Here is a 25936-nt window from a genome sequence, read left to right as displayed (position 1 = left end):
AACGGCACGGATTACATATTATGAATACTGCAAAAAAGATCGTTGTCACAGGAGTTACACGCGGCCTTGGTCGGGCGCTGGCGGAGGAATTCATCCGGCTCGGGCATACGGTCATCGGTTGCGGGCGCGGGGCGGACGGAATTCTTGATCTGCGTTTCACGTATTCCTCGCCGCATGACTTTTCGGCGGTGGATGTTTCCGCGCCGGCAAAGGTCGATCTTTGGGCCGAGCGTGTGACCGGCATCCATGGCGCGCCTGATTTTCTCATTAACAACGCCGGCCTCATGAACAAGCCCGCGCCGCTTTGGAAAGTGCCTCCCGAGGATTTTGCCAGGGTGATCGACGTGAACGTGAAGGGCATGGCAAACGTCATCCGCGCATTTGCACCGGACATGATAAAGACCGGGCGCGGCGTGATTGTGAACTTCAGCTCGGGGTGGGGCAGGTCGGTGTCGCCTGAAGTCGCTCCCTATTGCGCGTCGAAATGGGCAGTCGAGGGTCTCACGCGCGCGTTGGCGGAAGAGCTTCCGGCGGGCATGGCAGCGGTTTCGTTGAATCCGGGTGTGATCGACACCGACATGCTCCGGCAAAGCTCGGGCGACGGCGCGGCTTCGTATCAAAAACCCGGGGACTGGGCAAAGCGCGCGGCGACGGTAATTCTCGGTTTTGGGCCGTCCGATAATGGTCGTCCCGCTGACGTGTAGTATTATTATATTTTACGTAATGCGGGAGTAAATACAGCCCCCTGTTGCAAGGGTGTTGAAATATCAGGATTTTCTCCTGTGAAAAATTGTAAACGCCAAACGAATATATTTGCCATCAGGGTGTCGCTTTTGCTTGCGCAAGTTCCCAAACCCTTGACGATATAACATACTTTCATCCCCCGTCCGCCGCCCGACTTTCTGAGTTTGCTTTTTTCGTCAGCCAGATACGCAACCCAAAAAATAAACACGCTATGATACTGTCACCCTTGTTGTTGGGAGTATTGCCTGAAAAGCCGTCGTTAGTTGAAACACTCGTTTATCAATTTAACGGATTGATGATAGTGTTTACGGTTCTTGGAGGGCTTTGGATATTGTTTGAAATTACCGGGGCCATTTTCAAACGGCATGGCGCCCTTGTTGAGAAAAAGAAAGCCGAGGCGCGCGCTTCAGCAGCCGCCGCAGCCGCGATTGGCACGACTTCCACATCCGGTCAAACAGAAGGGATTGCACCCGAAGTGATCGCTGTGATTTCCGCATCCGTTCACACAGCGCTTGCCGGAAGGCGGCACCGTGTGCTCGCAATTAATGTTCCGGCACACGGCACCGAGTGGGCCGCCGAGGGCAGACGGGATATTTTCAGGTCACACAAGGTGCGTTGATCGCGCACGCATACGACTGGTTTTAACAACGTAACATCAACTGCTTTAAACATCATGAATTTGTTGCAAGGATTTTTGGATTATCTCAGCTCAACCGGATTTCATGACATCACTTGGAAAATGGTGGTCATGTGGGGGGTGATTGTCGTTTTGTTTTACCTTGGCGTGGCAAAGCAATTTGAACCACTGCTGCTCGTGCCGATCGCATTTGGCGCATTGCTTGCCAACCTGCCGACCGAGGGCGTGCTCACAGCGGAAATGCGTCCTGACGGTGTCTACGAAACGGCGACGTTCAAGATTGATGGCAAACTGGAACACTACACGGCGCCAACTGTTGAAGTGGCGCCCGACGGAACTGTCACACAGACTGCACCGGCGAGCGGCACCGTGAAAGTGGAGCGAGTCGAGGGCGGTCTCTATGACTTCATCTCGCAGGGCATCAAACTCGAACTCTTCCCTCCGATCATTTTTTTGGGTGTGGGCGCAATGACCGACTTCGGACCGTTGATCGCCATGCCGCGAACATTGCTTTTGGGCGCGGCGGCGCAGCTGGGCCTTTTCCTTACCTTCATGTCGGCGACACTGTCGGGGTTGTTTACATCCAAGGAGGCCGCGTCAATCGCCATCATCGGTGGTGCGGACGGCCCGACCTCGATCTTTGTGTCCAACAAACTCGCGCCGCATTTGCTCGGCGCGATCGCGGTCGCGGCCTACACCTACATGTCGCTCGTGCCGCTTATCCAGCCGCCGATCATGCGCCTGCTCACGACGCAGAAGGAGCGCCGCATCCGCATGAAATCGCTCCGCAAGGTTTCCAAGCTGGAAAAACTCATATTTGCGGTGGTGGTCATGATTGTGTGCATCCTGCTTGTGCCGGCGGCTTCGCCGTTGATCGGCATGTTGATGCTCGGCAATTTCCTTCGCGAGTGCGGTGTCACGGAGCGCCTCGTAAAGTCCGCGCAAAACGAAATCATCAACGTGGTCACCATCTTCCTCGGCACGAGCGTGGGGCTTACGATGAGCGGCGAGAGTTTCCTGAGCGGCCAGACAATCGGCATCATTTTGCTGGGCGTCGTGGCATTCTGCTTCTCCACGGCAGGCGGTGTGATCGTCGCCAAGCTCATGAATTTGGTCTCAAGGAAAACCCCGATCAATCCGCTGATTGGCTCGGCGGGCGTGTCGGCGGTGCCGATGGCCGCGCGCGTCTCGCAGGTTGAGGGACAGAAATACGATCCGCAAAACCACCTGCTCATGCACGCCATGGGGCCGAACGTTGCCGGCGTGATCGGCACGGCGGTCGCCGCCGGTTACTTCATCTCGACGCTCGGCGGCGGGTAAGCGCGATCGCACCATCTTAAAATGTAAAACAAAAGCGAATTCTTCCGGGGATTCGCTTTTTTGTGCTGGGGAAGTTGCGTTTAGCCCAAATATGGTTTGTCTATAAATACACTTATTTTCCTATGAAAAAACAAACAACCATGAATGACCTCCCCGCCAAAACCCGCGCATTCTCAATCAACGCGCTCAACCAGACCCTCGCCGATGTGAGCGATCTTTACTCGCAAACCAAGCAGGCCCATTGGAATGTCCGCGGTCCGTATTTTTACACGCTTCACAAATTGTTCGATGACGTGGCCGCGGCTGTGGAGGAACCGATCGACGGCATCGCCGAGCGCATCGTGCAACTGGGCGGCGTCGCGGAAGGCACCGTGCGCATGACCGCAAAGAACAGCAGCCTTTCCGAACTCAAAGTGTCCGACAAGGCGGCGGATTCCGATCCGCTCGCCTACGCAAAGGCGCTTGCCAAGCAATATGCCGATTGCGCGAAAGCCGTGCGCAAGAAAGTCGATTCCACCGCCGACGCCGGCGACGCGGACACATCGGATTTGCTGACCGGCGTTTCAAACGCCCTCGACAAATCGCTTTGGTTTATCGAAGCGCACATGCGCTGATCGTTCTCGTAATACCAAGAATACAAAAAAGGCCGCATTGCGCGGCCTTTTTTGTTTGGTCGAATCTCATTCAAACGACCGACCGATGCCGTGCGCTTGAAAACCGATGGCCTTGAGCTTTGCGAGGTCGAGGACATTGCGCCCGTCAAAGATCAGCGCGGGCTTGGACATGGAGTCGTAGATTTTTTGAAAATCCAGCGTTTTGAATTCGTCCCATTCGGTCAGGACGGCGATTGCGTGCGCGCCCCGGCAAGCCTCGTATGCGTTTTCCGCCACGCTTAGGTTCGGGTTGGGCGGAGCATCCTTGCCAAGCACGGTTTCCGAAATGGCGCTCGCGGGCACCTTCGGGTCGTAAACGACCACGTTGCCCTGTTCGGCGAGCAGATCGCGGCAAACATAAATCGCGGGGGATTCGCGCGTGTCGTTGGTGTCCTTCTTGAATGCGAAACCAAGAACTGCGATGCGTTTGCCGGCCGCGGTGTTGAAAAGGCTGTGCACGATGCGCTGCGCGAAACGCGATTTCTGGTAGTCGTTCATGCTGATCACGTGCTCCCAGTATTCGGCGACTTCGGGCAGGCCGAATTTTTCGCAAAGATAAACAAGGTTCAGGATGTCCTTCTGAAAACACGAGCCGCCGAAACCAACCGAGGCTTTCAAGAACTTTGGCCCGATGCGCGAATCGCAACCGATGGCATGCGCAACTTCGTCCACGTCCGCGCCGGTCGCCTCACAAAGCGCCGAAATCGAGTTGATTGACGAGATGCGCTGCGCGAGGAAGGCATTGGCGACGAGTTTTGAAAGTTCGGACGACCAGAGATTTGTGGTGATGATGCGTTCGCGCGGCACCCAGCGGGCATAGATGCCGGCAAGCGTTTGCACGGCGCGCTCGCCCTCCGGCGTGCGCTCGCCGCCGATGAGCACGCGGTCGGGCGTTATCAGGTCGTTTACGGCCGTGCCCTCGGCGAGAAACTCGGGATTGGAAAGCACGGAGAACTTCAGCCCGTTCGTGTTGGCCGCGAGGATCGTTTTGATTGTTTCGGCGGTTTTGACCGGAATGGTGGATTTTTCGACGATGATCTTGGATCCTTCGGCGACCTCGGCGATCGTCCGGGCCACGGACTCCACGTAACGCAAATCCGCCGCGCGTCCGGCACCCACGCCATAGGTTTTTGTGGGAGTGTTTACCGAGACAAAAATAATGTCGGCCTCGCGGATGTTTCCGGCGACATCGGTGGAGAAGAACAGGTTGCGCCCCCGGCATTGTTTCACGATGTCATCGAGTCCCGGCTCATAGACGGGCAGCGCGTCGGAATTCCACGCATCGATGCGCGCGGCGTTCATATCCACGACGGTCACGCGAATATCAGGCGCCTTGAGCGCGATCATGGCCATTGTGGGGCCTCCAACATATCCAGCTCCAATGCAGCAGATTTTCATGATTTGTAGGGCGTCTAACTTGGCCGCCCGCCGGTGCAAAACCAAGAAGGAAATCGCACAAATAAAAACCGCATGACGGGGCTCCGCGCATGAAAAAAGCCGGATTCGCGATGAATCCGGCTTTTTCGGTTATTGTTGATTGGTTTACGCTAGATCAGGCTGTCGCGGACACCTTGGGCAGTTCCGCCTCGAGGTCCACGGAGTGCGGGTGAAGTTTCTTTTTCTTCATGGCACTGGCGCGCACGCGCAGAAGGCGGTCCAACTTCTGCGACATCAAATCAATGGCCTTGTAGGCATCATCGCTTTCCATGGTGACAACCATGTCCGGACCGCTGATTTCGATGAGCCCCTTCGCAAGAAACCTGGGTTTCCCTTTTCGTAATTTGTCGTATTCCAAGTCGACGCGTATTCGGATTATCCGGGCTTGGTGACGCAGGAGCCTTTCACATTTGCTTTCAATGAAAGCCCTGAGGGCGTCGGTTAGGTCGAGATGCACTCCGCGAACAATAAGCTTGTTATTGTCGCTGGCCGATGAGGGAACGTTTTGTTTTTTCATCGTGTGTTGTTACGCCAGTAAGGAAGCACACTTTGTCCTGAAGTGAAACCAAAATATGCCGAAAAAAGGGTATTTAATTTTGAACATTTCCGCATCACCAGCGGCCGAACCCATCGGCGGTGGAAATCATGCTTTTGGAACCGATGTCAAACGGCCAACAGCATCTTTGGAAGAGCGTCATCCGCAAGCGAAAGCGCGGTTTTGTTGGGACGCCACGCGCAAAAACTATCCGGAGCGTGGATGCGAGTTTCCCTCTTGCGCGGGTGCGTTCCGTCGCTGATATAATTTCCTCACAATGCTTACCGATCCTCGTTTCACAAAACTCGCCCAAGGTCTTATTAATTTCTCCTGCTCGCTCAAGAAGGGCGAGCGGGTGCTCATCGACGCCTTCGATATTCCCGACGGAATGGTGATCGAACTCATCCGCGCGGCGAAGGCCAGGGGCGCGCATCCCTACGTTAATATCAACCGCGCCCGCATCACGCGCGAGCTCACGCTCGGCGCCGAGGAATCCCAGTATGCCGCGCACGCCGAGGTCGAGCTCGCGCGCATGAAAAAAATGGACGCCTACATCGCGCTGCGCGGTTCCGACAATATTTTCGAGGCGTCCGACGTGCGGCCCGAGCGCGCGCAACTGGTCGCCCGGCTCATGCGTCCCGTGCTCCAGCATCGCGTGAACAACACCAAATGGGTCGTGCTCCGCTGGCCCACCTCCGCGATGGCGCAACAGGCGGGCATGAGCACCGAGGCGTTCGAGGATTTTTATTTCCGCGTCTGCACGCTCGACTATGCGCGCATGATTCCGGGCATGAACGCGCTCGTGAAACTCATGACAAACACCGACCGCGTGCACATCAAGGGCCCCGGCACCGACTTGAAGTTTTCGATCAAGGGCATTGGCGCGGTGCCATGCGGCGGCCTGCGCAACATTCCCGACGGCGAGGTGTATTCGTGCCCGGTCAAGGACAGCGTCGAGGGCGTCATCCAATACAACGTGCCCACGGTTTACCTCGGCTGTTCGTTCGACAAGGTGCGTCTTGTTTTCAGCAAGGGCAAAATCGTCGAGGCCACATCGACCAACACCAAGCGCCTGAACGAAATTCTCAATAGCGACGCGGGCGCGCGTTACATCGGCGAGTTTGCGCTCGGCTTCAATCCGCACATCTTGAACCCGATGAGCGACATTCTATTCGATGAGAAAATCGCGGGTTCGTTCCACTTCACGCCGGGCAACGCCTACGAGGACTGCGGCAATGGCAACAAGTCCCAAGTTCACTGGGACATGGTGTGCATGCAGCGCCCCGAATACGGCGGCGGCGAGATTTGGTTCGACGGCAAGTTGATCCGCAAGGACGGCATGTTCGTTCCCAAGTCGCTGCACAAACTCAACCCGGCCTACCTGCTCGGCAAGGGCAAGTGAGGCAACATTGTCGCGCAGGGGCGTCGCAAAAAAATGCGACGCCTCCGTGACGCTTAATTCGCAATAGGGCGGCGCGAAACATTCGCGCGATATCAGTTGTGTGAAACGCGGCGTTGCGCGCGGCGGCTAGCTGCGTCTTTGTTTTTTCCGTTTTGTCAAACGCACCGCTCACACCTCTTCCGCCGCACAGCTCCAACGACGCCGTCATGGAGCGGTTTCTCGACGCCATGTCCGCGCGCGGCATGACGCTTTACCCGGAGCAGGAGGAGGCGATTCTGGAATTGTTCGCCGGCAACAACGTCATCCTCGCCACGCCCACCGGCTCCGGCAAGTCGCTCGTCGCCGCCGCGCTGCATTTCAAGGAGCTCTGCGCGCACACACCCGTCGCGCCGCGCCGCTCGGTTTACACCTGCCCGATCAAGGCGCTCGTGAACGAGAAATTCCTCGCGCTCTGCCGCGACTTCGGCCCCGAAAACGTCGGCATGATGACGGGCGACGCGAGCGTGAACCCGTCCGCGCCCGTGCTCTGCTGCACCGCGGAAGTCCTCGCCAACATCGCGCTCGCCGGCGGCGAACGCGCGGAGTCGGTCGCCGCCGTGATCATGGACGAGTTTCATTATTACTCGGACAACGAGCGCGGCGTCGCCTGGCAAACGCCGCTGCTCCTGATGCCGCGCGCGCGTTTCCTGCTCATGTCGGCGACGCTCGGCAACACCGAGGCGATTGAGCGAGCGCTGGTGAAACTCACGGGCGCGCCGGCGGTCACGGTTCGCAGCGACAGCCGCCCGGTGCCGTTGCAATTCGAGTATTCCGAAACGCCGCTCACCGAGCGTGTCGCCGATCTGCTCGCGCTGAAACGCGCGCCGGTTTACCTCGTGCATTTTACGCAGCGCGAGGCATCCGAGGCCGCGCAGGACCTGACGAGCCTCGCCAACATTTGCACGCGCGATGAAAAGGCCGCGCTCGCCGCCGCGCTTGAAAACGTCCGCTTCAACAGCCCCTACGGGCGCGACATGAAACGCTGGCTGCGCGCCGGCATAGGCGTGCACCACGCGGGCCTGCTGCCGCGCTACCGCATCCTCGTCGAGCAGCTCGCGCAACGCGGCCTGCTGAAACTCATCTGCGGCACCGACACGCTCGGCGTCGGCATCAACGTGCCCATCCGCACGGTCCTCTTCACCAAACTCTGGAAATACGACGGGCAAAAAGCCGCCATCCTCAACGTGCGTGATTTCCGCCAGATCGCGGGCCGCGCCGGGCGCAAGGGTTTTGACGACACCGGCCACGTGATTGTGCAGGCGCCCGAGCATGTGATCGCCAACAAAATCGCCGCGGAAAAGGCGGCGAAATCCAGCGGCAAAAAGAAAAACGCGCCAAAGCAAAAAGCGCCCGAGGGCACGCCGGGCTGGGACGCCGGGACGTTTGAAAAACTAATGACCGCGCCGCCCGAGGGCCTGCAATCGCGCTTCGCCGTTTCGCACGGCATGCTGCTGCACGTCCTCAGTCGCGACGCCGACGGCTGCCGCGTGATGCGCCGGCTCATCAATGACTCGCACGAGCCCGACGTGCGCAAAAAAGCGCACCGCCGCCGTGCATGGCAGTTGTTTCGCGCGCTGCTCGAGCGCAAAATCATCGAGTGGATTCCGGGGGATGCGCGCCCCGCGAATGGGAAAAAACTGCGTGTGAACGTCGATTTGCAGGACGATTTTTCGCTGCACCAGCCGCTCTCGCTCTACCTGCTCGACACACTGCCGCTGCTCGACCGTGAATCGCCCGACTATGCGTTCGACGTGCTCACGCTCTGCGAAAGCATCGTGGAGAATCCGGAGATCATTTTGCGCCGCCAGCTCGACCGGATAAAAACCGACGAGCTCGCGCGCATGAAGGCCGCCGACATTCCCTACGACGAGCGCATGGCGAAACTCGACGAACTTGAATACCCGAAGCCGTTGCGCGAATTTTTATACGACACATTCAACGCCTTTGCCGCCGCGCACCCGTGGGTGGAAAACGAAAACGTGCGCCCCAAGTCCATTGCGCGCGAGATGTATGAGCGCTATCAGTCGTTCGCCGAATACGTGCGCGATTACGGCATCGAGCGCAGCGAGGGCCTGCTGCTGCGACATCTCTCGCAAGTGTATAAAGTGCTCGCGCAAACCGTTCCCGACACCGCCAAGAACGAGGATGTCCGCGAAATGGAAACGTATTTTTATGAACTGATCCGCGGCATCGACAGCAGCCTGCTCGAGGAGTGGGAAAAGATGCGCGATCCGAATTTCGCGGTTGCGGACGCGGATGACAAGGGCGGCAAACCCGCGCGCCCGTCGAACTTCGATATCACGCGCGACGCGGCTGCGCTGCGGCGTTTGGCGCGCGCGGCGATCCTCGGCTTTTTGCAGGACGTGGCCGCGCGCGATTACGAGTCGGCGGCGGAACGAATGGCCTGGCAAGGTGGCACAGACATTCCTGTCTGTGCCGACGGCGAAACAACCCTCGCGCAAACTTTCCAAACCGCACAGACAGGAATGTCTGTGCCACCTTCGAGGACGCGTTTCATCGAGCGGCAATTCGCCCCGTATTTCGACGCGCGCGGACGCTTCCGTCTCGATCCCGAGGGCCGCGCCGCGAAGCACACGTATTTCGGAGACGACGGCGCGAGCATTGCGCAAGTGCTCGCCGACACCGACGAGCAAAACGACTGGGAGGCGCGATTCACTCTCGACCTCGAAGCCACGCGCCGCGAATCACGCGTCGTGCTCCGCTTCGACGGCGTTGGAGCGATTTCATAAAAAACGCTTTGTCGCCCGCGCGGCATCTGTTTCACTGCGCGGCAACATGCGAGTCGTCATTTTAGGTTCGGGCCGGGGCAGCAATGCCGAGGCCATTCTCAACGCCCTGCAACAAAAGCAGCTCGGCCGCGCCGAAGTCGTGCGGATTTTTTCGGACAAGCCGGACGCGGGCATCCTCGCGCACGGAGCCAAATACGGCGTGCCCGCCTCATTTTTAGACCCCGGTCCGTTCAAGACGAAATTCGACGATGAGGGCGAGGTCCGTTACATTGAGGCCATCAACGCATGCGAACCCGACTTGATCGTGCTCGCGGGGTTCATGCGCATTTTGAAGCCGCGGTTCATCGACGCGTTCGCGAACAGGATTATCAACCTGCATCCGAGCCTGCTGCCGAGTTTTCCCGGGCTCGATGGCATCGGGCAGGCATGGCGGCGCGGTGTGAAGATTACCGGCTGCACGGTTCATTACGTGACCGCGGAGGTCGATGGCGGCCCGATCATTGACCAGGCGGCTGTGCGTATTGAAAAAACGGATACGCTTGAGTCGCTGGAAGCCAGGGTGCACGCCGCGGAGCACGCGCTGCTGCCCGCGGTCGTGGCGCGCTTGAGCGAGGAGGCAAAAATATAACCGCGGCGAGGCGCGAGAAACGCAGGGGCCGATGATTCCCGCGTTTTTTGCGACAGCCCCATTGCACGAAACATGCAGCCTCCCGCCAATATTTTGATTGTCGAGGACGAGCCGGCCATCGCCGACACGCTTGTGTATGCGTTGCGCACGGAGGGCTTCGAGCCGGTGTGGCGCGCAACGGGAAGCGAGGCGCTTGATGAGCTCGGCTCCCGAATGTTTGCCCTCGTGATTCTCGACGTGGGGCTGCCGGATGCGAACGGGTTTGAACTTTGCAAAATCATCCGGCTGCGTTCGCCGCGAATGCCGGTGCTGTTTTTGACGGCGCGCAGCTCGGAGGTTGATCGCATCGTGGGGCTCGAAATCGGCGGCGACGATTATGTCACCAAGCCGTTCAGTCCGCGCGAAGTGAGCGCGCGCGTGAAGGCCATTTTGCGGCGCGCAAACATGGCGCCGCCCGCGCCGGTCTCATCGACGCCGTCATCAAGCGCGGCGCCGTTCCAGCAGGCCGAACGGCGTGAAACCGGTTTTGCGCACGACAGCGAGCGTTGCGAAATCCGTTACAACGGCGCGCGACTCGACCTGACTCGCTACGAATATCGTTTGCTCAAAACACTGCTTTCGCGTCCGGGGCGCGTGTTTTCGCGCGACGAACTCATGACGCGCGCGTGGGAAGACCCCGGCGCGAGTCTCGACCGCACGGTCGATGCGCACATCAAAACCCTGCGCGCAAAATTGCGCGCGGCCGCGCCGGAAATCGATCCGATCCAGACACATCGCGGCATGGGGTATTCGTTGAGGGTATGACGGCGTCATGACGATCCGCACCTACATTCTCCTCGCGTATCTGCTCGTTGTGGGAGGCGGGTTTTATTATCTGATCAACCGCAACCTTTCGGAGCTTGCGCCGCGTTATCTTGAGTCGATGGAGGAGGCGCTTGTGGACAGCGTCAACATACTCGCGTCCGTCATTGAAAGCGAAACGAGGGACGACACGCTTGATCCCGCGAAAATAAAAACGATGTTCGACGGCGCGTTTCGCCGCCGGTTCAACGCGCTGATTTATTCGCTCAACAAGACGCAAGTGAACGCCCGCGTTTACGTGACCGACGCCGACGGCATCGTGCTCTACGATTCGCGCGAGGGGCGCGACGAGGGAAAAAGCTACCGCAACGAATGGCGCGACGTGATCCTGACCCTGCGCGGCGAATACGGCGCGCGCGCCACGCACGAGGTGAAGGGTGATCCGCATTCGCTCATGCTCTACATGGCCGCGCCCATCCGGTCGCGGGACGGCTCGCGGCTCATCGGCATTGTGTCGCTCGGCAAGCCCGCCGACAGCATTAATGAACTGGTGAGCGCCGCTCGCAAACGCGTGGTTCTTGCCGGGCTGGCGGGCGGCGGCATGATTTTGTTGCTCGGCATCGCATTTTCGATGTGGGTGACGGCGCCGATCACGCGCCTTACCCAATATGCGCGCGCTGTGCGCGATGGCCGCTCCGCAAAAATGCCGAAACTCGCCAATTTTGAGGGCCGCGAAGTGCGCGAACTCCGGAAGGCGTTCGAGGAAATGCGCGCTGCGATCGAAGGCAAAGCCTACGTCGAGCGCTACGTGCAAACGCTCACGCACGAAATCAAATCGCCGCTTTCCGCCATCCGTGGCGCGGCGGAAATCCTGGGCGAAAATCCGCCTGAGGCGGAGCGCGCGCGTTTCATCGGCAACATCAATACCGAGGCCGGACGCATCCAGCGCATCGTGGACCAACTCCTGCAACTCGCGTCGCTCGAGGCGCGCAAGGCTCACGCCAAAATGGTCGCGCTTGACCTGGCATCGGTTGCGCGCGAGACATTCGCCGTGTTTCAACCCGCGGCGCAGACCGGCGGGGTGGAGCTTTTGATTGACGCGCCCGCGCCCGCGCCGATGAGGGGCGACCGCGCCCTGCTCGCGCAGGCGCTTGGCAACCTGTTGCAAAACGCGATCGAGTTTACGCCGGCGGGCGGCCGTGTGGTGTTGCGAGTGGAAACGGATGCCAAAACGCACGAAATCGTCGCAATCGTTGAGGACAATGGCAGTGGGATTCCGGATTACGCGGCGGGGCGATTGTTCGAAAAATTCTATTCGCTTGCGCGTCCGCGCTCGGGAGTGAAGAGCACGGGACTGGGCCTCAGCCTGGTGCGTGAAATCGCGCATTTGCACGGCGGCGTCGCAACAATCGCAAATCGCAAGGATGGCGAACGCGGCACTCGCGCGGAATTGAGGTTTTCGCAGGGACGGTTGTTGTGACGCAAGCGGATGGCTTTCGATATTTTTCGTGCAGTCTGTCTTATTATGCGCATGTTGGGACCCGGAGCGCCTGACACCGGTTTGATCGGGTGCGCGACGAGTCTCCCTCGCCCAAAATCAATCTGAAAACATTTATGAAAAAGTTCATCGCCATTCTCTGTCTCGCCGTGGCCTCGGTTTCGCTGGTTTGGAAAATCGCCGCCATGGCGTTTTCACTGCAACCAGCCTCCACCCGCACAACCGTGACCGTCGCGCCAGACGGCACCACCACCACGAGGACCGAGACGCTTGGGAAAGTCATCACCGTGCACAATTTGAGCGCCGCCGAAGGCACGCAACTCGTCGTGAAAGACGGCACCGTGGTGCCGCTCGGAACCGGGCAGGTGACAACGAGCGCCCCGTTTGTCGGCGCGGTCAATAGTGTGCTGGCGTGGGCTTCCATCGTCCTGCTTCTCATCGCCGGCCTCTGGCTCTACCGATCGCCCGCCAAACCCAAGACGGTGAAACCCGATCCCGCCCCCGCGGTGTGATTCGCACATGCCAAACCGCGTGTCATTTTTTGATGCGTGTTTTGGGTTTCATGACAAATCCCTGACAATTTCCTGACGCTCCGCTGACACACGCGGGCGCGATTTGTGGTTTTCTTGCGGCGTCATGAAAACACCCGCCACACACAAATCACCATTCGCCATCACAGCCGTCGCTCTCGCGCTGTTCGTTTCAGCCTTTCAGCCCTTCAGTCCTTCAGCCCTTTCGGCTCCGTCCTCGGAGCCGATAAAACTTCGCGTCGAACTCGACCGCTCCGTTCTTCCCGCCGACACCGCCGACCGCGCCATTGTCAAAATTGCAATCGACGGCTGCCGCCTGCCGCGCACCGGCGAGCGCCCGCCGGTCAACCTTTCCATCGTGCTCGACCGCTCCGGCTCCATGGGCGGCGAAAAAATCCAGCAGGCCAAGGCCGCCGCGATCGAGGCGCTCAACCATCTCGACAACGGCGACATCTTTTCACTCGTCACTTTCGACAGCAGGGTCGAGACGCTCATCCCCGCCGTGCGCGTCGGCTCCAATCGCTCCGAACTTGAGCGTCGCATTCGCGAGATAAATGTTCGCGGCACCACCGCGCTCTTCGCCGGCGTGAGCCAGGGCGCGTCGGAAATCCGCCGCAACATCGAGGACTCGCGCTACGTGCATCGCATCATCCTTCTCTCTGACGGGCAGGCCAACTCCGGTCCTCGCACGCCCGAGGAGCTCGGACGCCTCGGCGCCGCGCTAGTGAAGGAGGGAATTTCCGTCACCACGATCGGACTCGGTCTCGGTTACGACGAGGACCTCATGGCGCGCCTTGCGCTCAAGAGCGACGGCAACACCTACTTCGCCGAGAATGCGCGCGATCTGGCAAAAATCTTCGACGCCGAGCTCGGCGACGTGCTCAGCATCGTGGCGCGCAAGGCCGTCGTCACAATCGAGTTTCCCGAGGGCGTGCGCCCGATTCGCTTTGTCGGACGCGAGGGCAGCATTCGCGGACAAAACGCCGAGCTCACGCTCAACCAGATTTACGGCGGGCAGGAAAAATACGCGCTTGTCGAAATCGAAACGCCCCGCGCCCGCGCCGGAGCCGAGCGCGAAATCGCCCGCGCGCGCATCGCCTTCGAGGATGCCGTCGCCAATAAACCCGCCACGCTCACGGCGGCCACCCGCGCGCGTTTCAGCGACGACGAGACTGTGATTGTGAAGTCGGCCAACCTAAAAGTGCAGGCGGAATATGCCGACAATCGTTTCGCCGAGGCCAAGGCGCAAGCGGTCGTCTTTGCCGACGCCGGGAAAATCAACGAGGCAGCGAAACTCTTGAGCGAGGAGTCGTTGATGATGGAACAGTTTGCCGTCACCTACGGCAACAAGGAGGTCTTGGATCTTGCCAAGTCGAACTCCGCCGAGGCGGTTCGGATTCAGTCGGAGGGAATTGCCAACGCCGACCGCAAAAAATACCGCGCCTCCTACAATTCAGTGACCATGCAACAAGGCAACGCGATCGACGGCGCTTCCAGCACTGGCACAAACGCGCCGAAGTCGAAAGACTCGAAGTGATGTGTTTTGGTAGGGCGAACCCTCAGGGTGAGCCGCAACATTTCCGGCTCACCGGGACGGTTCGCCCTGCCTCAAAAGGCGTCGGCGGTGTTCCAGCATCATGCCGATAAGAAAATCTTGCGCGCAAGGGTGTCGCAAACGTCGCCCGCAATCCGCGCCGCGCCGCCGCCAACGAATGATATTCATCCTTTTCAATGCATCGCCTTTCACCAGCATGAACGACCAGTCGCAACCGCGCCCGTCCCCATGACCGCCTCCACACGACGCATTTTTATCTATTGGCTGCTTCTCATCATTTCCACGCTGGTCGTGGGCGCGGCGGCGCTCTGGCTTCTCGGGCGCGAGCAGGTTCACATTCGGGAGCAGGCTTCCGCGGCCGTGGCGGCGCGCCAGTCGGCGGTGCAGGCGCGCACGCGTCTCATCGCTGAAAACATCGACCTGGTCCTGGGCGATGTGCAGAGCGGCCTCATGACAACCCTGCTCGACGCGCCCTCGTCGAACGCCGGCAACTACCTCGACAACTGGCGCCGCACAAACCCGCTCGTGCACGATGTGTATTACGCGAATAGCGGCGGCGTCCTTCGCTGGGGCGCGCGAAACGATTCCGTCGTCGCGTGGCTCGCCACCGCGCCCTGGCGTGTCTCGGTTGCGCAGCCAAGCCCGCGGCAAACAACGCAATCGCGCATCGCGGCGAAATCACAACCGGCAACGACAGCCGCGGGGGATTTCCACATGGATTCGACGATCTCACTGGAACAGTTTTCTGTCACAAAAAAAGAAACCAATGCCGCGGGCGCGTCCGTTGCGAAGGACGACATCCCTGTTCCATTTTCCGAGGGGAAACTGCAAGGCAATGCCAGTAGCTATCAAACCGCGCGCGTCGCCATGCAAAGCATGGCAAATTACAATGTGAACGTCGCAAAACGGATTGAGCCGACACCGCCGCCGCTGTCCGCTATTTCCGAAGTGGAGGCGATTGAGGAAATCCAACTTGAAAAAAGCATGACCGTGGCGGTGGATGAAAAAATAATCGCCCCGCCTGTTGCGGCGGACAAACGCGCCCGCGCCACTCGCACCAATAGCGCCAGCAGCGCCGCCATGTCGCAGGCCAAGGTTTCGGAATCCGTTGTGCCGGTTCCGACGGTTTCGCGCGATGCCGCCACTCTCGGGTCAAAAAAAATGGACATGCAAATCCCGGCGATTTTTGACGCGGCCACGCCGCCCCCCGAACTCACCGGCTGGGCTCCATGGCGTGACGAGGCGGGCGTGTTGCACCTGTTCGGCTGGAGGTTCACCACGCAGGGCGCCGTGCTGGTTGTCGAAGTCAACCTTGAGGCCATCGCGTCGCGCCTGCGGGAAATTTTGCCCCAAGTCATCGAGCCGGACGAGGCCTATGTGCTGTTCAAGGACACCGGGGCGCGGATTGCGCAGGTCGGCATGAACGCCGACACCACGGCGGAGCAAGCCTACTCGCAACCGCTCATGCTGCCCGGCTGGCGCGTTGCGGGTTTTGCGATGGCCGGCGAATTGGGCAGCTTGAACACAAGCGCGTTTCTGCTCGCGAGCGCGTTGTTGATCGGCTTTTTCATCCTAACGATCATCGGCGGCGGTTCGCTTCTCATGCGACAGGCGCGGCTCAGCGCGGCGGAGTCGGCGCAAAAGACATCGTTCGTCGCCAATGTGTCGCACGAATTCAAAACACCGCTCACCACGATCCGCCTCTATTCCGAGCTGCTCGAGCAGGGTCGCATCCGCGACGAGGACAGGCGCGCCGAGTCGCTGCAAACCATCTCGCGCGAAACGCAGCGCCTCGCCCGACTCGTCAACAACGTGCTCGATTTCTCGCGCCTCGAACAGGGACGCAAAAAATTTGATCTCGCGGAGCACGATTTGAACACCGAGCTCAACCGCCTCCTCGACCGGCACGCGCCGCGACTCGCCGAGGCGGGCATAAAGTTGGAGCGGGAAATCTCCGACGAACCGTGCGTGGTGAAAACCGACCTGGATGCCGTCGAGCAAATTGTCATCAACCTGCTCGACAACGCCTGCAAATACGCCGCGGGCGGCGGCGAGGTGCTGGTGAGTAGCCAGGGTTTCCAGCCCGTGACCGGGGCGGCAAAACATGGGCGGGATGCCCATGCCGCCTTAAGCATAACCGTCGCCGATCGCGGCCCGGGAATCCCGTCGTCGCACCGCGAAAAAATCTTCGACAAGTTTCACCGCGTTGACGACACGCTCACCGCGTCGCAAGGCGGCTCGGGTCTCGGCCTGAGCATAGCCCGCCAGCTCGCTCGCGGCCTCGGCGGCGACCTTACTTGCTCCCCGCGCAAAGGCGGCGGAAGCGAGTTTACGCTCACGCTGCGCGCGAGCTAATGCAGAATGAAAAATGTATAATGTAGAATGAGCCGGCGCGACACACCATCGTCACACTACGACATCATTATCGTCGGCCTCGGTCCGGCGGGGGCGACGCTGGCGCGATTGTTGGGGCCGCATTTGAGGGTTCTTGCAATCGACAAAAAAACGGATGACGAGGACCGGAGTTTCAAAAAACCTTGCGGCGGACTTCTCGCGCCTGATGCGCAAAATGTCCTCGCGCGCTTCGGGCTCACACTGCCGTCGCATGTGCTCGTCAGTCCGCAGATTTTTGCGGTCAAAACCATCGACACGGACACGCGCCAGACTCGCTACTACCAGCGGTTTTATCTCAATCTCGACCGTCATCGTTTCGACCAATGGCTGGTCGGTTTGATTCCGGCGCGCGTCGAGGTGCGAAAGGGCGCCAGTTTCAAATCGCTCGTCAAAAACGAAGCCGGATATCGCGTCACTTTTCATCAAGGCGGTGTGGATTTTAAGGCCGACGCAACTCATGTCGTGGGGGCCGATGGCGCGTCATCCGCCGTGCGAAGCGCATTGTATGGCGCGAGGCAAAACATCCGGCACTACGTTGCGATCCAGCAATGGTTTCGCGACGAGCACGCGGAGCCGTTTTATTCGTGCATCTTCGACCCGGACACGACCGATTGTTACGCGTGGGGACTTTCCAAAAATGAGCATTTTATATTCGGCGGCGCGTTTCCTCAGAAGCGTTGTCGCGAGCGTTTCGAGCAACTGAAGGAACGCGCGAAACAATTTGGCTTTCACTTTGGCGAGCCCCTGAAAACGGAGGCGTGCATGGTGTTGCGGCCTTCGGGATTGTTCGACTGTCGCGCCGGAAAAAACGGCGGATTCCTGATCGGCGAGGCCGCGGGATTCATCAGCCCGAGTTCGCTGGAAGGCATCAGCCACGCGATGGGCAGCGCGCTCACACTGAGCAAAATTCTCAATGAAAAGAAGCGCGCGCCGAACCGGAGTTATTTTTTGCGAACGCTGCCGATTCGCGTGAGGCTTTTTCTTAAAAACGTGAAAATCCCTTTCATGTATTTCAAGCCATTGCGCTGGCTGGTCATGGCTACCGGAATCCGCAGCATCGACATGGCCGTCGCGCAAAAAAACAACAACCATATAACATCAAAATCCCCATGAAACTCCACCATTTGATTCTCAACATCGCCGTTGGTTTTACGCTGACGCTTGCAGTGTCCGCGGAGAGGCTGCCGAGGTCTGCTGCTGCGCTTGCGTCCTCCAGCAATGATTTTGCGTGCGATCTTTATGCGCAGCTGAGGGACACCGAGGGTAATTTGTTTTTCTCGCCATTCAGCGTTTCGTCGGCGCTGGCCATGACTTATGCCGGTGCAAAAGGCGACACCGCTGCGCAAATGCAAAAAGTGCTGCGCTTCCCCGATTCGCAGACGGAAACTCATTCGGCGTTCGCGGCTTTGCTGAAACATTTCGACGGTGTAAATGCCTCGGGGAACGTGCAACTGAACATCGCCAATTCCCTATGGCCGCAAAAAGGCGCGCCGCTGCTTGTGGATTATCTTTCGCTCGTGAGAAAAAACTATGGTGTGGAAATCACGCCCGTGGATTTTGTGAATGACGAACCAAACGCGCGTGAGCGGATCAACCAATGGGTGGGTGACGCGACAAAGGGAAAGATAACCAATATCATAGATAATCCGCTGCCGCCGCATACCCGATTGGTGCTTAGCAACGCCGTTTATTTTAAGGGAAAATGGAGGAATCCGTTTGAGGCGGCAGACACAAGGAGCGAACCATTTTATACGTGGAATGATGCCGACGCCCAGGTGCCGCTGATGCGGCAAACTGATACTTTCAGATACGTGAGAACCAAGGATTCTCAAATAATCGAACTTCGTTACCGCGGCAGGACAATGTCGATGCTGATCGTTTTACCCATTGATAAATCAAAACAAGGATTGGCTGAAATCGAAGAGAAGCTTTCGTCAGCGCAAATAATGGAGTGGCGAAGGCAAGTGAAAGAACAAAAAGTGCGGTTGCTTATGCCTCGATTTAAAATGAACTTTGGCCCGAGTTCGCTTGTTAAACCACTGAAAAGCATTGGATTGCGAGATGCGTTCAATTCCAGAGCCGCTGATTTCAGTGGAATGAATGGGACAAAAGAAATTTTCATTTCCGATATTGTTCAATCGGCTTTTGTGGATGTTAGCGAAGAGGGCACGGAAGCGGCGGCAAGCAGTGGCTTGGATGTCGTTCTTTTAGGTATCGATAGTCGCGCGGGGCCACCTGTTTTCCGCGCAGATCATCCATTCATATTTTTGATTCAGGATAATGCGACCGGATGCATTTTGTTCATGGGGCGTGTGGTGAATCCGAAGGAGTGAATTGTTATCTATGAAAGCAAAAATACTCATTGCTGAAGATGATCCGAATATCCGCCTCGGGCTGATGACCACGCTTGAAAGCGAGGGGCACGACGTGACCGCGGCCGGCGACGGCGCGCAGGCGCTCAAGTTGTATCCGCAGGGCAAATACGATCTCGTCATCCTCGACATCATGATGCCCAAGATGAGCGGCTACGATGTGTGCCGCGAAATCCGCGCCAAGGACGCCCGCGTGCCCGTGCTGTTTTTATCGGCCAAGGGCGAGGAGATCGACAAGGTCGTCGGACTCAAGCTCGGCGCGGACGATTACATGACAAAGCCGTTCGGCGTGCACGAACTGATCGCGCGCGTGGAGGCGTTGCTGCGGCGCGCGCGGCTGGATTCGGCGACGGTGGACGCCGCGGCCGATTTGCCCGCCGTGTTCAAGCTCGGCGATGCGCTTGTTGACCGGAAAAAATTCACGGTGACGCTCGGAAAAAACGAGGAGTCTCTCACGGCGCGCGAAATGAAACTCGCGGAGATATTCGCGGCGCATCCCGGCGAGGTGCTCGCGCGCGACGCGCTGCTGAACGCGGTGTGGGGCGTCGAGTATTACGGCACCACGCGCACGCTCGACCAGCATGTGGCGCAGTTGCGCAAAAAGGTGGAGCGCAAACCCGACGAGCCGGTGGCGATCATCACCGTGCACGGCGTGGGATATCGGTATGAGCCATAGGCACGCGCACGCGCGATGCGCCTCTACAGGGATGCGACGAGTGTGAACTCCTCGCGATCGTGATAGAGGTGGCGGATGCGCGCGGCGGGGATGCGCGCGCGCGCCTCGCTCAAGAGCGCGACGGGGTCGGTGCGGCCAAACTTGAGGTTTACGATGTAGTGTTTGCACCAGCGGCGTTCAACCCAGGGTAGAAGAATGTTTTCGAGCACATGGCGGGGATCCTCGACAAGATCGCAAAACAACCAGTCGGCGGGGGCATTTGAGGTTGCGTCCGACTGGGTCGGATCGAAATGAAACGCGTCTTGCTGCAGGTGCGTGATGAGCGGGTTGTTGAGCGCGCCGGCTTTGAGCGGGCCGTTGTCAACGGCAACGACGCGCGCGCCGCGCTTGGCCGCGCTGTAACTCCAGCCGCCGGGCGCGGCACCGAGATCGACGACGGTTTCTCCGGGCGCGGGTTCGCGTCCGATGACACCGTAGGCCTCCTCGACTTTCAGGTAGGAGCGCGAGGGCGCGAGCGGATCGTCGGCCATGCGGCGCTGGCCGTAGCTGATGCTTTCGCGGGCGACGTGCGCGCGCTGGAAGTCGGTGAAATATACAAAGAGGCCGCGAAGCGGGGAAGGGCTGAAAGGGGAGAGCCGGGAGGGCAGTGCGGCGAGTTTTGCGACGCGCGACATGCGTTTGCGCAGGAGCTCGTTGAATGCTTTTTCGACGGCGTCGGCGCGGCGCCCGAGTCCGTCGAGGTTTGCGGCGCAATCGAAGGCGAGCGGCCATTGCGCGTCGAAGCGTTCGGTGCGCGCGGATTCGAGAAAATATTCCGCGATACGGGCGGCGAGTGCGTTGACGGATTCACCGGTGATTTCCCTCGGGGCGAGAAGCGCGGAATGGGCGAAGCAGAGATCAGGGCATGCGTTTTCAGTTTCCTGAGTGTTTGCCGTTGCAAGCCAGCCGCCGCCGTTTGCGCCCATTGCGAGACCATGCGGGCGCAATTCGCGTTCGAGCAAAAGTTCATAACCGGGCTGGCAGCGGAGGATCATTTTTGGAAGACAGGATTAGCGCGATTAACAGGATGGCGCCCTCACACTCCGTTAGTTCCGGTCAGGCGTTTGGTCGAGTGGGAGCGGTTTATTTGGCGAGCCACTTCACGATGAAGAAGCTGCCGATGAGCAGCACCATGAAAATCACGCAGAAAATTTCCAGATACTTGTCGAGGAGGCGTTTCACGGGCGGGCCGAAGAAATAGATCGCGGCGCCGACGAGGAGGAAGCGCCCGGTGCGTCCGAGCGCGGATGCGGTGATGAGCGTCATCAGGCCTACTTGTTCGTGAAACACGCCGGCGGCGATGGTGAACACCTTGTAGGGCAGGGGAGTGAAGCCGGCGGTGAGGATGGCGAGAAACGCATTGTCACCGTAGAGTTTCCCCACGTAGGCGTAGGCTTCCTGGTAGTGGAAAAATTCGATGATGCGCCGGCCCACTTCCTCGTAGAGCGCGTAGCCGATGTAGTAGCCGAGGATTCCGCCGAGCACCGAAAAAAGCGCGCAATAAAAGACGAACTTAAACGCGCGCTTCGGCGCGCCCATGCACAGGGCGATCAGCAGCACGTCGGGCGGGATCGGAAAAAACGACGATTCGACAAACGAGATCGCGCACAACGCGGGCAGTCCGTATTTGGTGTCGGCCCAGTGCAGCACCCAGTTGTAGAGGCGCTTGACGATATTGGGCTTTTTGGCCGGGCCGCCGGTGGGTTCGGCTGCGACTGCTGAGGTGTCGGTGTTCACGATATGCGCGGACTGGATTGGTTGCGTGGAAAGGGGCTTTGCGGTGGCGATGCCGCCAAAAAACGGGTCTGGTTTGCAAAAAAGGCAGACGATGTTTGTCGCCTGCCTCGGAAAGTGCAGAAAGGAAAAATGGCCCCGTGATTAGACGTCGGGCTTGGTTTTGCGGAGACCTTGAACGCGGTCGCCTTCCTTCCACTGACCGCGCTTCTTGAGCAGCTCGACGCGCTCAAAACGCTTTAACACGTTGCGCTTGACAACGATACCGCTGGAACCTTGGAGACTTTTGTGCTGTGACATGACGTTATGAAAAGTGCTTGAGAGTTGTTAAAGAGGCAAGAAGGTGGAGTTCGAGCGCGCCCATGACAAGTATTTTTCTGCAACGATTTCAGCGCGCACCGCGACCCACTCCGGCGTTTCATAGGGATGATGGGCACGGAGCCATGTTTCGAGCGCGGTGGCGTTGGCGTAGAGGAACTTGATTGTGAGGCGATATTCGGCGGTGGTTTCGAGTTTTTCCTGCCAGTGATAAACGGAGGTCACGGGGCCGTCGATTTGCGCGCACGCGGCGAGACGCGACTCGACGAGGCCGCGCGCAAGGGCGTCGGCCTCGTCACGCGAGGCGACCGTGGTTGTGCCGATCATGAGAGTGGTGGATTCGGAGGATGCGGGCGGCATGTGTGCGGATGTGTTTGATGGAAGAAGATACCCCGACGCGTTCGATTTCAAAGAATTTCAGGTTTCAAATTTGAATTTCGAAAAATCCGTTTTCACGCGGAGTCGTCCCGGCCGGCGCGCGATCCGTTGCGGAGATTGCGCGTGGCATACATGACGGCGCCGAGCACGGCGAACAGCGCCGCGGTTCCGGCGATGAGGGAAAAATCCTCCATGCGCAGGACAAAATACAGATACGCATACACGCCGCCGAGCATGGCACCGACGGCGAGCGCGCGTTTTGCGCTGCGTAAAATTCGGGCGCAATAGAACCCGATCATGAGTGTGGCGATCGCGCCGGAGCCGGCATAGGCCAAGCCGAACGCGACGAATTCGGAAAGGGCGAGCAGTCCGAGAAAAAACACGCAAAGCGTCGCGCCAACGAGGAGATAGTTCAGGGCGCCGAGGCGGACGCGCGCGACGATTTCAAACAGGAAGAAAACGGTGAAAACGAGTGCGATGAACAACACGCCGTATTTGATGGATCGCTCGACGATGCGATAAGCGCTGATCGCGGGCATCATGCGGACGCCGAAGGACCCCTTGGCCAGTTCGCGCGCGGGGATGGTGTTTTGATTGCCGGTCCATTGCTGCGGGGCTTTTCGCGCGTAAAAAGAGGTTTCCCAACGCGCCTCGAAACCTTCGGGTGTGACATTGCGCGTTACGGGCAGGTAGTCGCCGCAGAAACTCGGGTCGGGCCAGGGCGAGTTGAGTGCCATTTTTGTGCTGCGCGCCAGGGGTGTGATTTCAAAGGCGTTGCTGCCGTTGAGCGTGAGCGAGAGTGAAAAATCGCCGCCGTTTTGCGCGGCTTGCGCGGAGAGTTGCGCATGCAGGCCGGATTCGGCGTAGATCCCGTCGCCGGGTTGCATGGCGAATCGTTCGTCATCCCACGCGAGTGTCAGCGATTCGCGAACGCCCCGCAGGTCGTTGATGAGAAATCCGACGCGGGCCTGGTCCCACTGTGGCGTGATATCCTTGTAGCCGGGGAAATTAAAATCGGGGCGGGCGAATTTTCCGGAGATTTGGAGCAGGGCGGAATACACGTGCGCGGTGTAAATGGAGCGTTTGCGCGCGGATGGCTCGATCGTGCCCTTGACGTTGAGATGGTCGGGCAGGAAATAGGCGACGACGGTGCATTCATGGGATTTCTTTTCCTTGAAACGATGCGTGCCGCTGACAACCCACTCCTCGGTTTCCACCTTGTGCGTGAAGGGTATGGCGAGAACGGGCCCCGTGATGCGTTGCGAGCCGCCCCAAGGCGCGACAATGGACGCGACCGCCTCGGCATATCGCGACTGGCGTTCAGACAGGGTGTCGCTGACGAGCCCGAGCGGTATGAGCAGGACGAGCGCGAGAAAACCGATGAGGATGATTTTGAAAAAGAGCGCGCGCTTGGCGAACCAGTTGCGGATTGTGACGAGTGCGTCTTGGGAGGCGCGGGAGATTTGCGGCGGTTGCGGTGTGTCGGTGTTCATTGCGCCAGAGCATGCGTTTGGCGCGTGAAGTGCGTGTGAAGGCGCGATGAAATCGGTGCGAAATACGCAAAGTGTGTGCCGAGCCCGCGGTGGCGGGGAGCGGACACAAAAAAACCGCTTGGTTAGCGGTTTTTTCAGTTTTCAACTGGTGCTCAGGACAGGACTCGAACCTGCACGCCTCACGGCACACGCCCCTCAAACGTGTGTGTCTACCAATTCCACCACCTGAGCGTTGTTTCCAGTAGTGAAGAGCCGCGAAGTAAGAGAAAGCGTTGGGACGTTGTAAAGCTTGGAAATAAAAATTTTTTCATCGCGTTGTAAAATCACGCATTCAAGTCCGCCTGCAACTCGGGGCCGAGTGTGGCGCGGAGGTTGACCGGCTGGCGCGGGTGCAGGGGAAAATCCTTTTTCATCGCCTCAAGTTTTTCGCGGTTGGCGTAGAAATAGCGGGCGGCCTGCACGGTGCGGGGCAGGTGGGTGACGAGGTGCCAGAGGCTCCAGCGGTGCTGCCAGATGTGTTTCGCGAAGCGGCGGCGGTAGGGTTTGCTGTTATAGTAGCGCTGGATGTGCCAGTTGTAGAGGGCGTCCATTTCCTCGCGGCTCGAAAAACCTTTCGGGATAAAGGTGAAATTGAGGCAGTTGAGCAGCCGCCAGTCCTCGGTGAACGCGCCCTCGGCGCCGCTCGCGCATTCATCCCAGATGGGGGCGCCGTAGAGGGGGCTGAACTTGGTCATGTTCATCTCGTCAAGATCGAGCGAGAGGATGAAGTCGCTGGTGGCGCGGACGGTGTCGGGGGTTTCGCCGGGGAGGCCGAAAATGAAGAGCCCTTTGGCCCGAAGGCCGGCAATGTGGATGCGATCAACGGTTTCGCGGACGGCATCGAGGGTGACTCCGGCTTTGTGGCGACGCATCATTTCGGGATCGGCGGACTCCACGCCAAGCGAAACCATGAGCGCGCCGGCGCGCTTGAGGAGTTTCAGCATTTCGAGGTCGTCGTGGCCGGTGCGGATGGCGCAGTTGAAGCCGACTCCGAGCGGTTTGTTGATGAGGAGCTCGCAGAGTTCGTAAACGCGTTTTTTGTGCGCGGTGAAGAGATCGTCGTAAATATTGATGTGATAAACGCCGAAGTGATCGCGAAGGTGCCGCATGTGGTCGTAGATGTAGGCGGCGGAATTGTAGCGGTGGAGTCGCTCAAAGACAGTGCGATCGCAAAACGAGCAGGTGTATGGGCAGCCGCGCGAGGTGATCATGGTTGCACCCCAACGTTTTATGTAGGAAAAAAGCGGCAGGTGATAACCTGAGGGGAAGCCGTCGAGTTTTTCGTAGGCGGGGAAGGGGAGCGAGTCGAGGTCCTGGATGCGGGAGCGACGGAGGTTGAAGCGGATGCCGTCGGGGGCGGAGGTGTCGCGGTAGGCGAGGTTGGGGATTTCAGCTAGGGCGCGGCCTTCGACGAGGTCGAGCATGAGGCCTTCGCCCTCGCCGACGCATAGGTAGTCGATTTCGGGGAAATGTTTAAGGAGCTTGGGGCCGATGGCGGAGGCGTGGACGTTGCCAAAGATGGTTTTGATTTCAGGGCGACGGGATTTGATGATGGCGGCGATATCGGCGGCATCCATGAAACCGGCGGTGGTGGCGGAAAACCCGACCATGTCGGGGTTTGTGGCGAGGATGGCGTCGGCGTTGGCCTCGAGGGTGCGCGGCGCGCGGGGGCCGAGGCAGTCGTGCACAGTGGCGTTGTGGCCGTGTTTTTCGAGCCAGGCGGCAAGCGAAAGGATGCCTATGGGCGCCATGCGGTTGGCAAGCGTGGTGATATCGGGCTGGCCGGGAACAAAATTAAAGCCGGCGGGATGGACGAGGGTGATTCGCATGGAGCGGTGAGTGTGGGCGTTGGGGCGCAACGGGGAAATCAAAAATGCAGGGAAAGTGCGTTTTTGCGGTTTGCGGGGTATGCAAAAAACGTTTTGCCGGAACTTGTGAGGTTCCGGCAAAACGTCGATTTAGTT

23 protein-coding genes and 1 tRNA gene are annotated in these 25936 nt (G+C 59.1%); 15 read left to right on the top strand and 9 right to left on the bottom strand.

Annotated features, from left to right (window positions below; genetic code table 11):
• Positions 1-20: 20 nt before the first annotated feature.
• From CKA38_RS13890 to dps, 4 genes are all read left to right on the top strand, one after another.
• On the top strand, positions 21-704 hold the full coding sequence (locus CKA38_RS13890) for an SDR family oxidoreductase (RefSeq protein WP_108826104.1): 684 nt from the start codon (positions 21-23) through the stop codon (positions 702-704).
• A gap of 251 nt (positions 705-955) precedes the next feature.
• A complete protein-coding gene (locus tag CKA38_RS13885) occupies positions 956-1363 on the top strand; it encodes an OadG family transporter subunit (protein WP_108826103.1) in 408 nt (135 codons plus the stop codon).
• Positions 1364-1417: 54 nt separating this feature from the next.
• Complete coding sequence (locus CKA38_RS13880; protein WP_192881139.1) at positions 1418-2701, top strand: sodium ion-translocating decarboxylase subunit beta; 1284 nt, start codon at positions 1418-1420, stop codon at positions 2699-2701.
• A gap of 122 nt (positions 2702-2823) precedes the next feature.
• The gene (gene dps / locus CKA38_RS13875) at positions 2824-3315 is read left to right on the top strand and encodes a DNA starvation/stationary phase protection protein Dps (RefSeq protein ID WP_202863916.1); all 492 of its coding nucleotides are present in this window, start codon (positions 2824-2826) and stop codon (positions 3313-3315) included.
• Positions 3316-3381: 66 nt separating this feature from the next.
• Here the strand turns inward: dps and CKA38_RS13870 are convergent, their stop codons facing one another.
• Complete coding sequence (locus CKA38_RS13870; protein WP_108826102.1) at positions 3382-4752, bottom strand: UDP-glucose 6-dehydrogenase; 1371 nt, start codon at positions 4750-4752, stop codon at positions 3382-3384.
• 154 nt (positions 4753-4906) lie between these two features.
• On the bottom strand, positions 4907-5308 hold the full coding sequence (gene hpf, locus CKA38_RS13865) for a ribosome hibernation-promoting factor, HPF/YfiA family (RefSeq protein ID WP_108826101.1): 402 nt from the start codon (positions 5306-5308) through the stop codon (positions 4907-4909).
• Positions 5309-5603: 295 nt separating this feature from the next.
• Here hpf and CKA38_RS13860 point away from each other — a divergent pair, with 295 nt between their 5' ends.
• From CKA38_RS13860 to CKA38_RS13810, 11 genes are all read left to right on the top strand, one after another.
• A complete protein-coding gene (locus tag CKA38_RS13860; protein WP_108826100.1) occupies positions 5604-6728 on the top strand; it encodes an aminopeptidase in 1125 nt (374 codons plus the stop codon).
• 206 nt (positions 6729-6934) lie between these two features.
• Positions 6935-9517, top strand: a complete 2583-nt coding sequence (locus CKA38_RS13855; protein ID WP_108826604.1) for a DEAD/DEAH box helicase — start codon at positions 6935-6937, stop codon at positions 9515-9517.
• Between the two features lie 46 nt (positions 9518-9563).
• Positions 9564-10145 carry a phosphoribosylglycinamide formyltransferase gene (purN, locus tag CKA38_RS13850; RefSeq protein WP_108826099.1) on the top strand — a complete coding sequence of 194 codons (582 nt, stop codon included), beginning with the start codon at positions 9564-9566 and terminating at the stop codon, positions 10143-10145.
• 72 nt (positions 10146-10217) lie between these two features.
• A complete protein-coding gene (creB, locus tag CKA38_RS13845; RefSeq protein WP_108826098.1) occupies positions 10218-10949 on the top strand; it encodes a two-component system response regulator CreB in 732 nt (243 codons plus the stop codon).
• 7 nt (positions 10950-10956) lie between these two features.
• Positions 10957-12426 carry a two-component system sensor histidine kinase CreC gene (gene creC / locus CKA38_RS13840; protein ID WP_108826097.1) on the top strand — a complete coding sequence of 490 codons (1470 nt, stop codon included), beginning with the start codon at positions 10957-10959 and terminating at the stop codon, positions 12424-12426.
• 134 nt (positions 12427-12560) lie between these two features.
• Positions 12561-12956: a hypothetical protein gene (locus CKA38_RS13835; protein ID WP_108826096.1), complete on the top strand. Its 396-nt coding sequence runs from the start codon at positions 12561-12563 to the stop codon at positions 12954-12956.
• A 124-nt stretch (positions 12957-13080) separates the two neighbouring features.
• Complete coding sequence (locus CKA38_RS13830; RefSeq protein WP_108826095.1) at positions 13081-14511, top strand: vWA domain-containing protein; 1431 nt, start codon at positions 13081-13083, stop codon at positions 14509-14511.
• Between the two features lie 246 nt (positions 14512-14757).
• On the top strand, positions 14758-16884 hold the full coding sequence (locus CKA38_RS13825; RefSeq protein WP_152032880.1) for a sensor histidine kinase: 2127 nt from the start codon (positions 14758-14760) through the stop codon (positions 16882-16884).
• Between the two features lie 27 nt (positions 16885-16911).
• Positions 16912-18036, top strand: a complete 1125-nt coding sequence (locus CKA38_RS13820; protein ID WP_108826093.1) for an FAD-binding protein — start codon at positions 16912-16914, stop codon at positions 18034-18036.
• Positions 18033-19256: a serpin family protein gene (locus CKA38_RS13815; RefSeq protein WP_108826092.1), complete on the top strand. Its 1224-nt coding sequence runs from the start codon at positions 18033-18035 to the stop codon at positions 19254-19256. Before CKA38_RS13820 ends, CKA38_RS13815 begins: the two co-directional genes overlap by 4 nt.
• A 10-nt stretch (positions 19257-19266) precedes the next feature.
• On the top strand, positions 19267-19971 hold the full coding sequence (locus CKA38_RS13810; protein WP_108826091.1) for a response regulator transcription factor: 705 nt from the start codon (positions 19267-19269) through the stop codon (positions 19969-19971).
• Between the two features lie 23 nt (positions 19972-19994).
• Here CKA38_RS13810 and CKA38_RS13805 read toward each other — a convergent pair whose 3' ends face one another.
• The 7 genes from CKA38_RS13805 to CKA38_RS13775 form a co-directional block, all read right to left on the bottom strand.
• Positions 19995-21005: an SAM-dependent methyltransferase gene (locus tag CKA38_RS13805; protein ID WP_108826089.1), complete on the bottom strand. Its 1011-nt coding sequence runs from the start codon at positions 21003-21005 to the stop codon at positions 19995-19997.
• 88 nt (positions 21006-21093) lie between these two features.
• Positions 21094-21747 (bottom strand): YqaA family protein, encoded by a 654-nt coding sequence (locus CKA38_RS13800; protein WP_202863915.1) that lies wholly within the window; start codon positions 21745-21747, stop codon positions 21094-21096.
• A gap of 141 nt (positions 21748-21888) precedes the next feature.
• Positions 21889-22044, bottom strand: a complete 156-nt coding sequence (locus tag CKA38_RS13795) for a small basic protein (protein WP_108826087.1) — start codon at positions 22042-22044, stop codon at positions 21889-21891.
• Between the two features lie 27 nt (positions 22045-22071).
• On the bottom strand, positions 22072-22422 hold the full coding sequence (gene cutA, locus CKA38_RS13790; protein WP_108826602.1) for a divalent-cation tolerance protein CutA: 351 nt from the start codon (positions 22420-22422) through the stop codon (positions 22072-22074).
• A gap of 92 nt (positions 22423-22514) precedes the next feature.
• Positions 22515-23933, bottom strand: coding sequence for a cell envelope integrity protein CreD (gene creD, locus CKA38_RS13785; RefSeq protein WP_108826085.1), 1419 nt, complete (start codon positions 23931-23933; stop codon positions 22515-22517).
• A gap of 146 nt (positions 23934-24079) precedes the next feature.
• Positions 24080-24164: transfer RNA gene (locus CKA38_RS13780), tRNA-Leu, on the bottom strand.
• A 92-nt stretch (positions 24165-24256) separates the two neighbouring features.
• On the bottom strand, positions 24257-25801 hold the full coding sequence (locus CKA38_RS13775; protein ID WP_108826601.1) for a B12-binding domain-containing radical SAM protein: 1545 nt from the start codon (positions 25799-25801) through the stop codon (positions 24257-24259).
• Between the last annotated feature and the right edge of the window lie 135 nt (positions 25802-25936).

This window comes from Ereboglobus luteus (assembly GCF_003096195.1).
Lineage (GTDB): Bacteria > Verrucomicrobiota > Verrucomicrobiia > Opitutales > Opitutaceae > Ereboglobus > Ereboglobus luteus.
The sequence above is the reverse complement of the archived record's forward strand: the minus strand, read 5'-3'. Positions and strand labels throughout refer to the sequence as shown.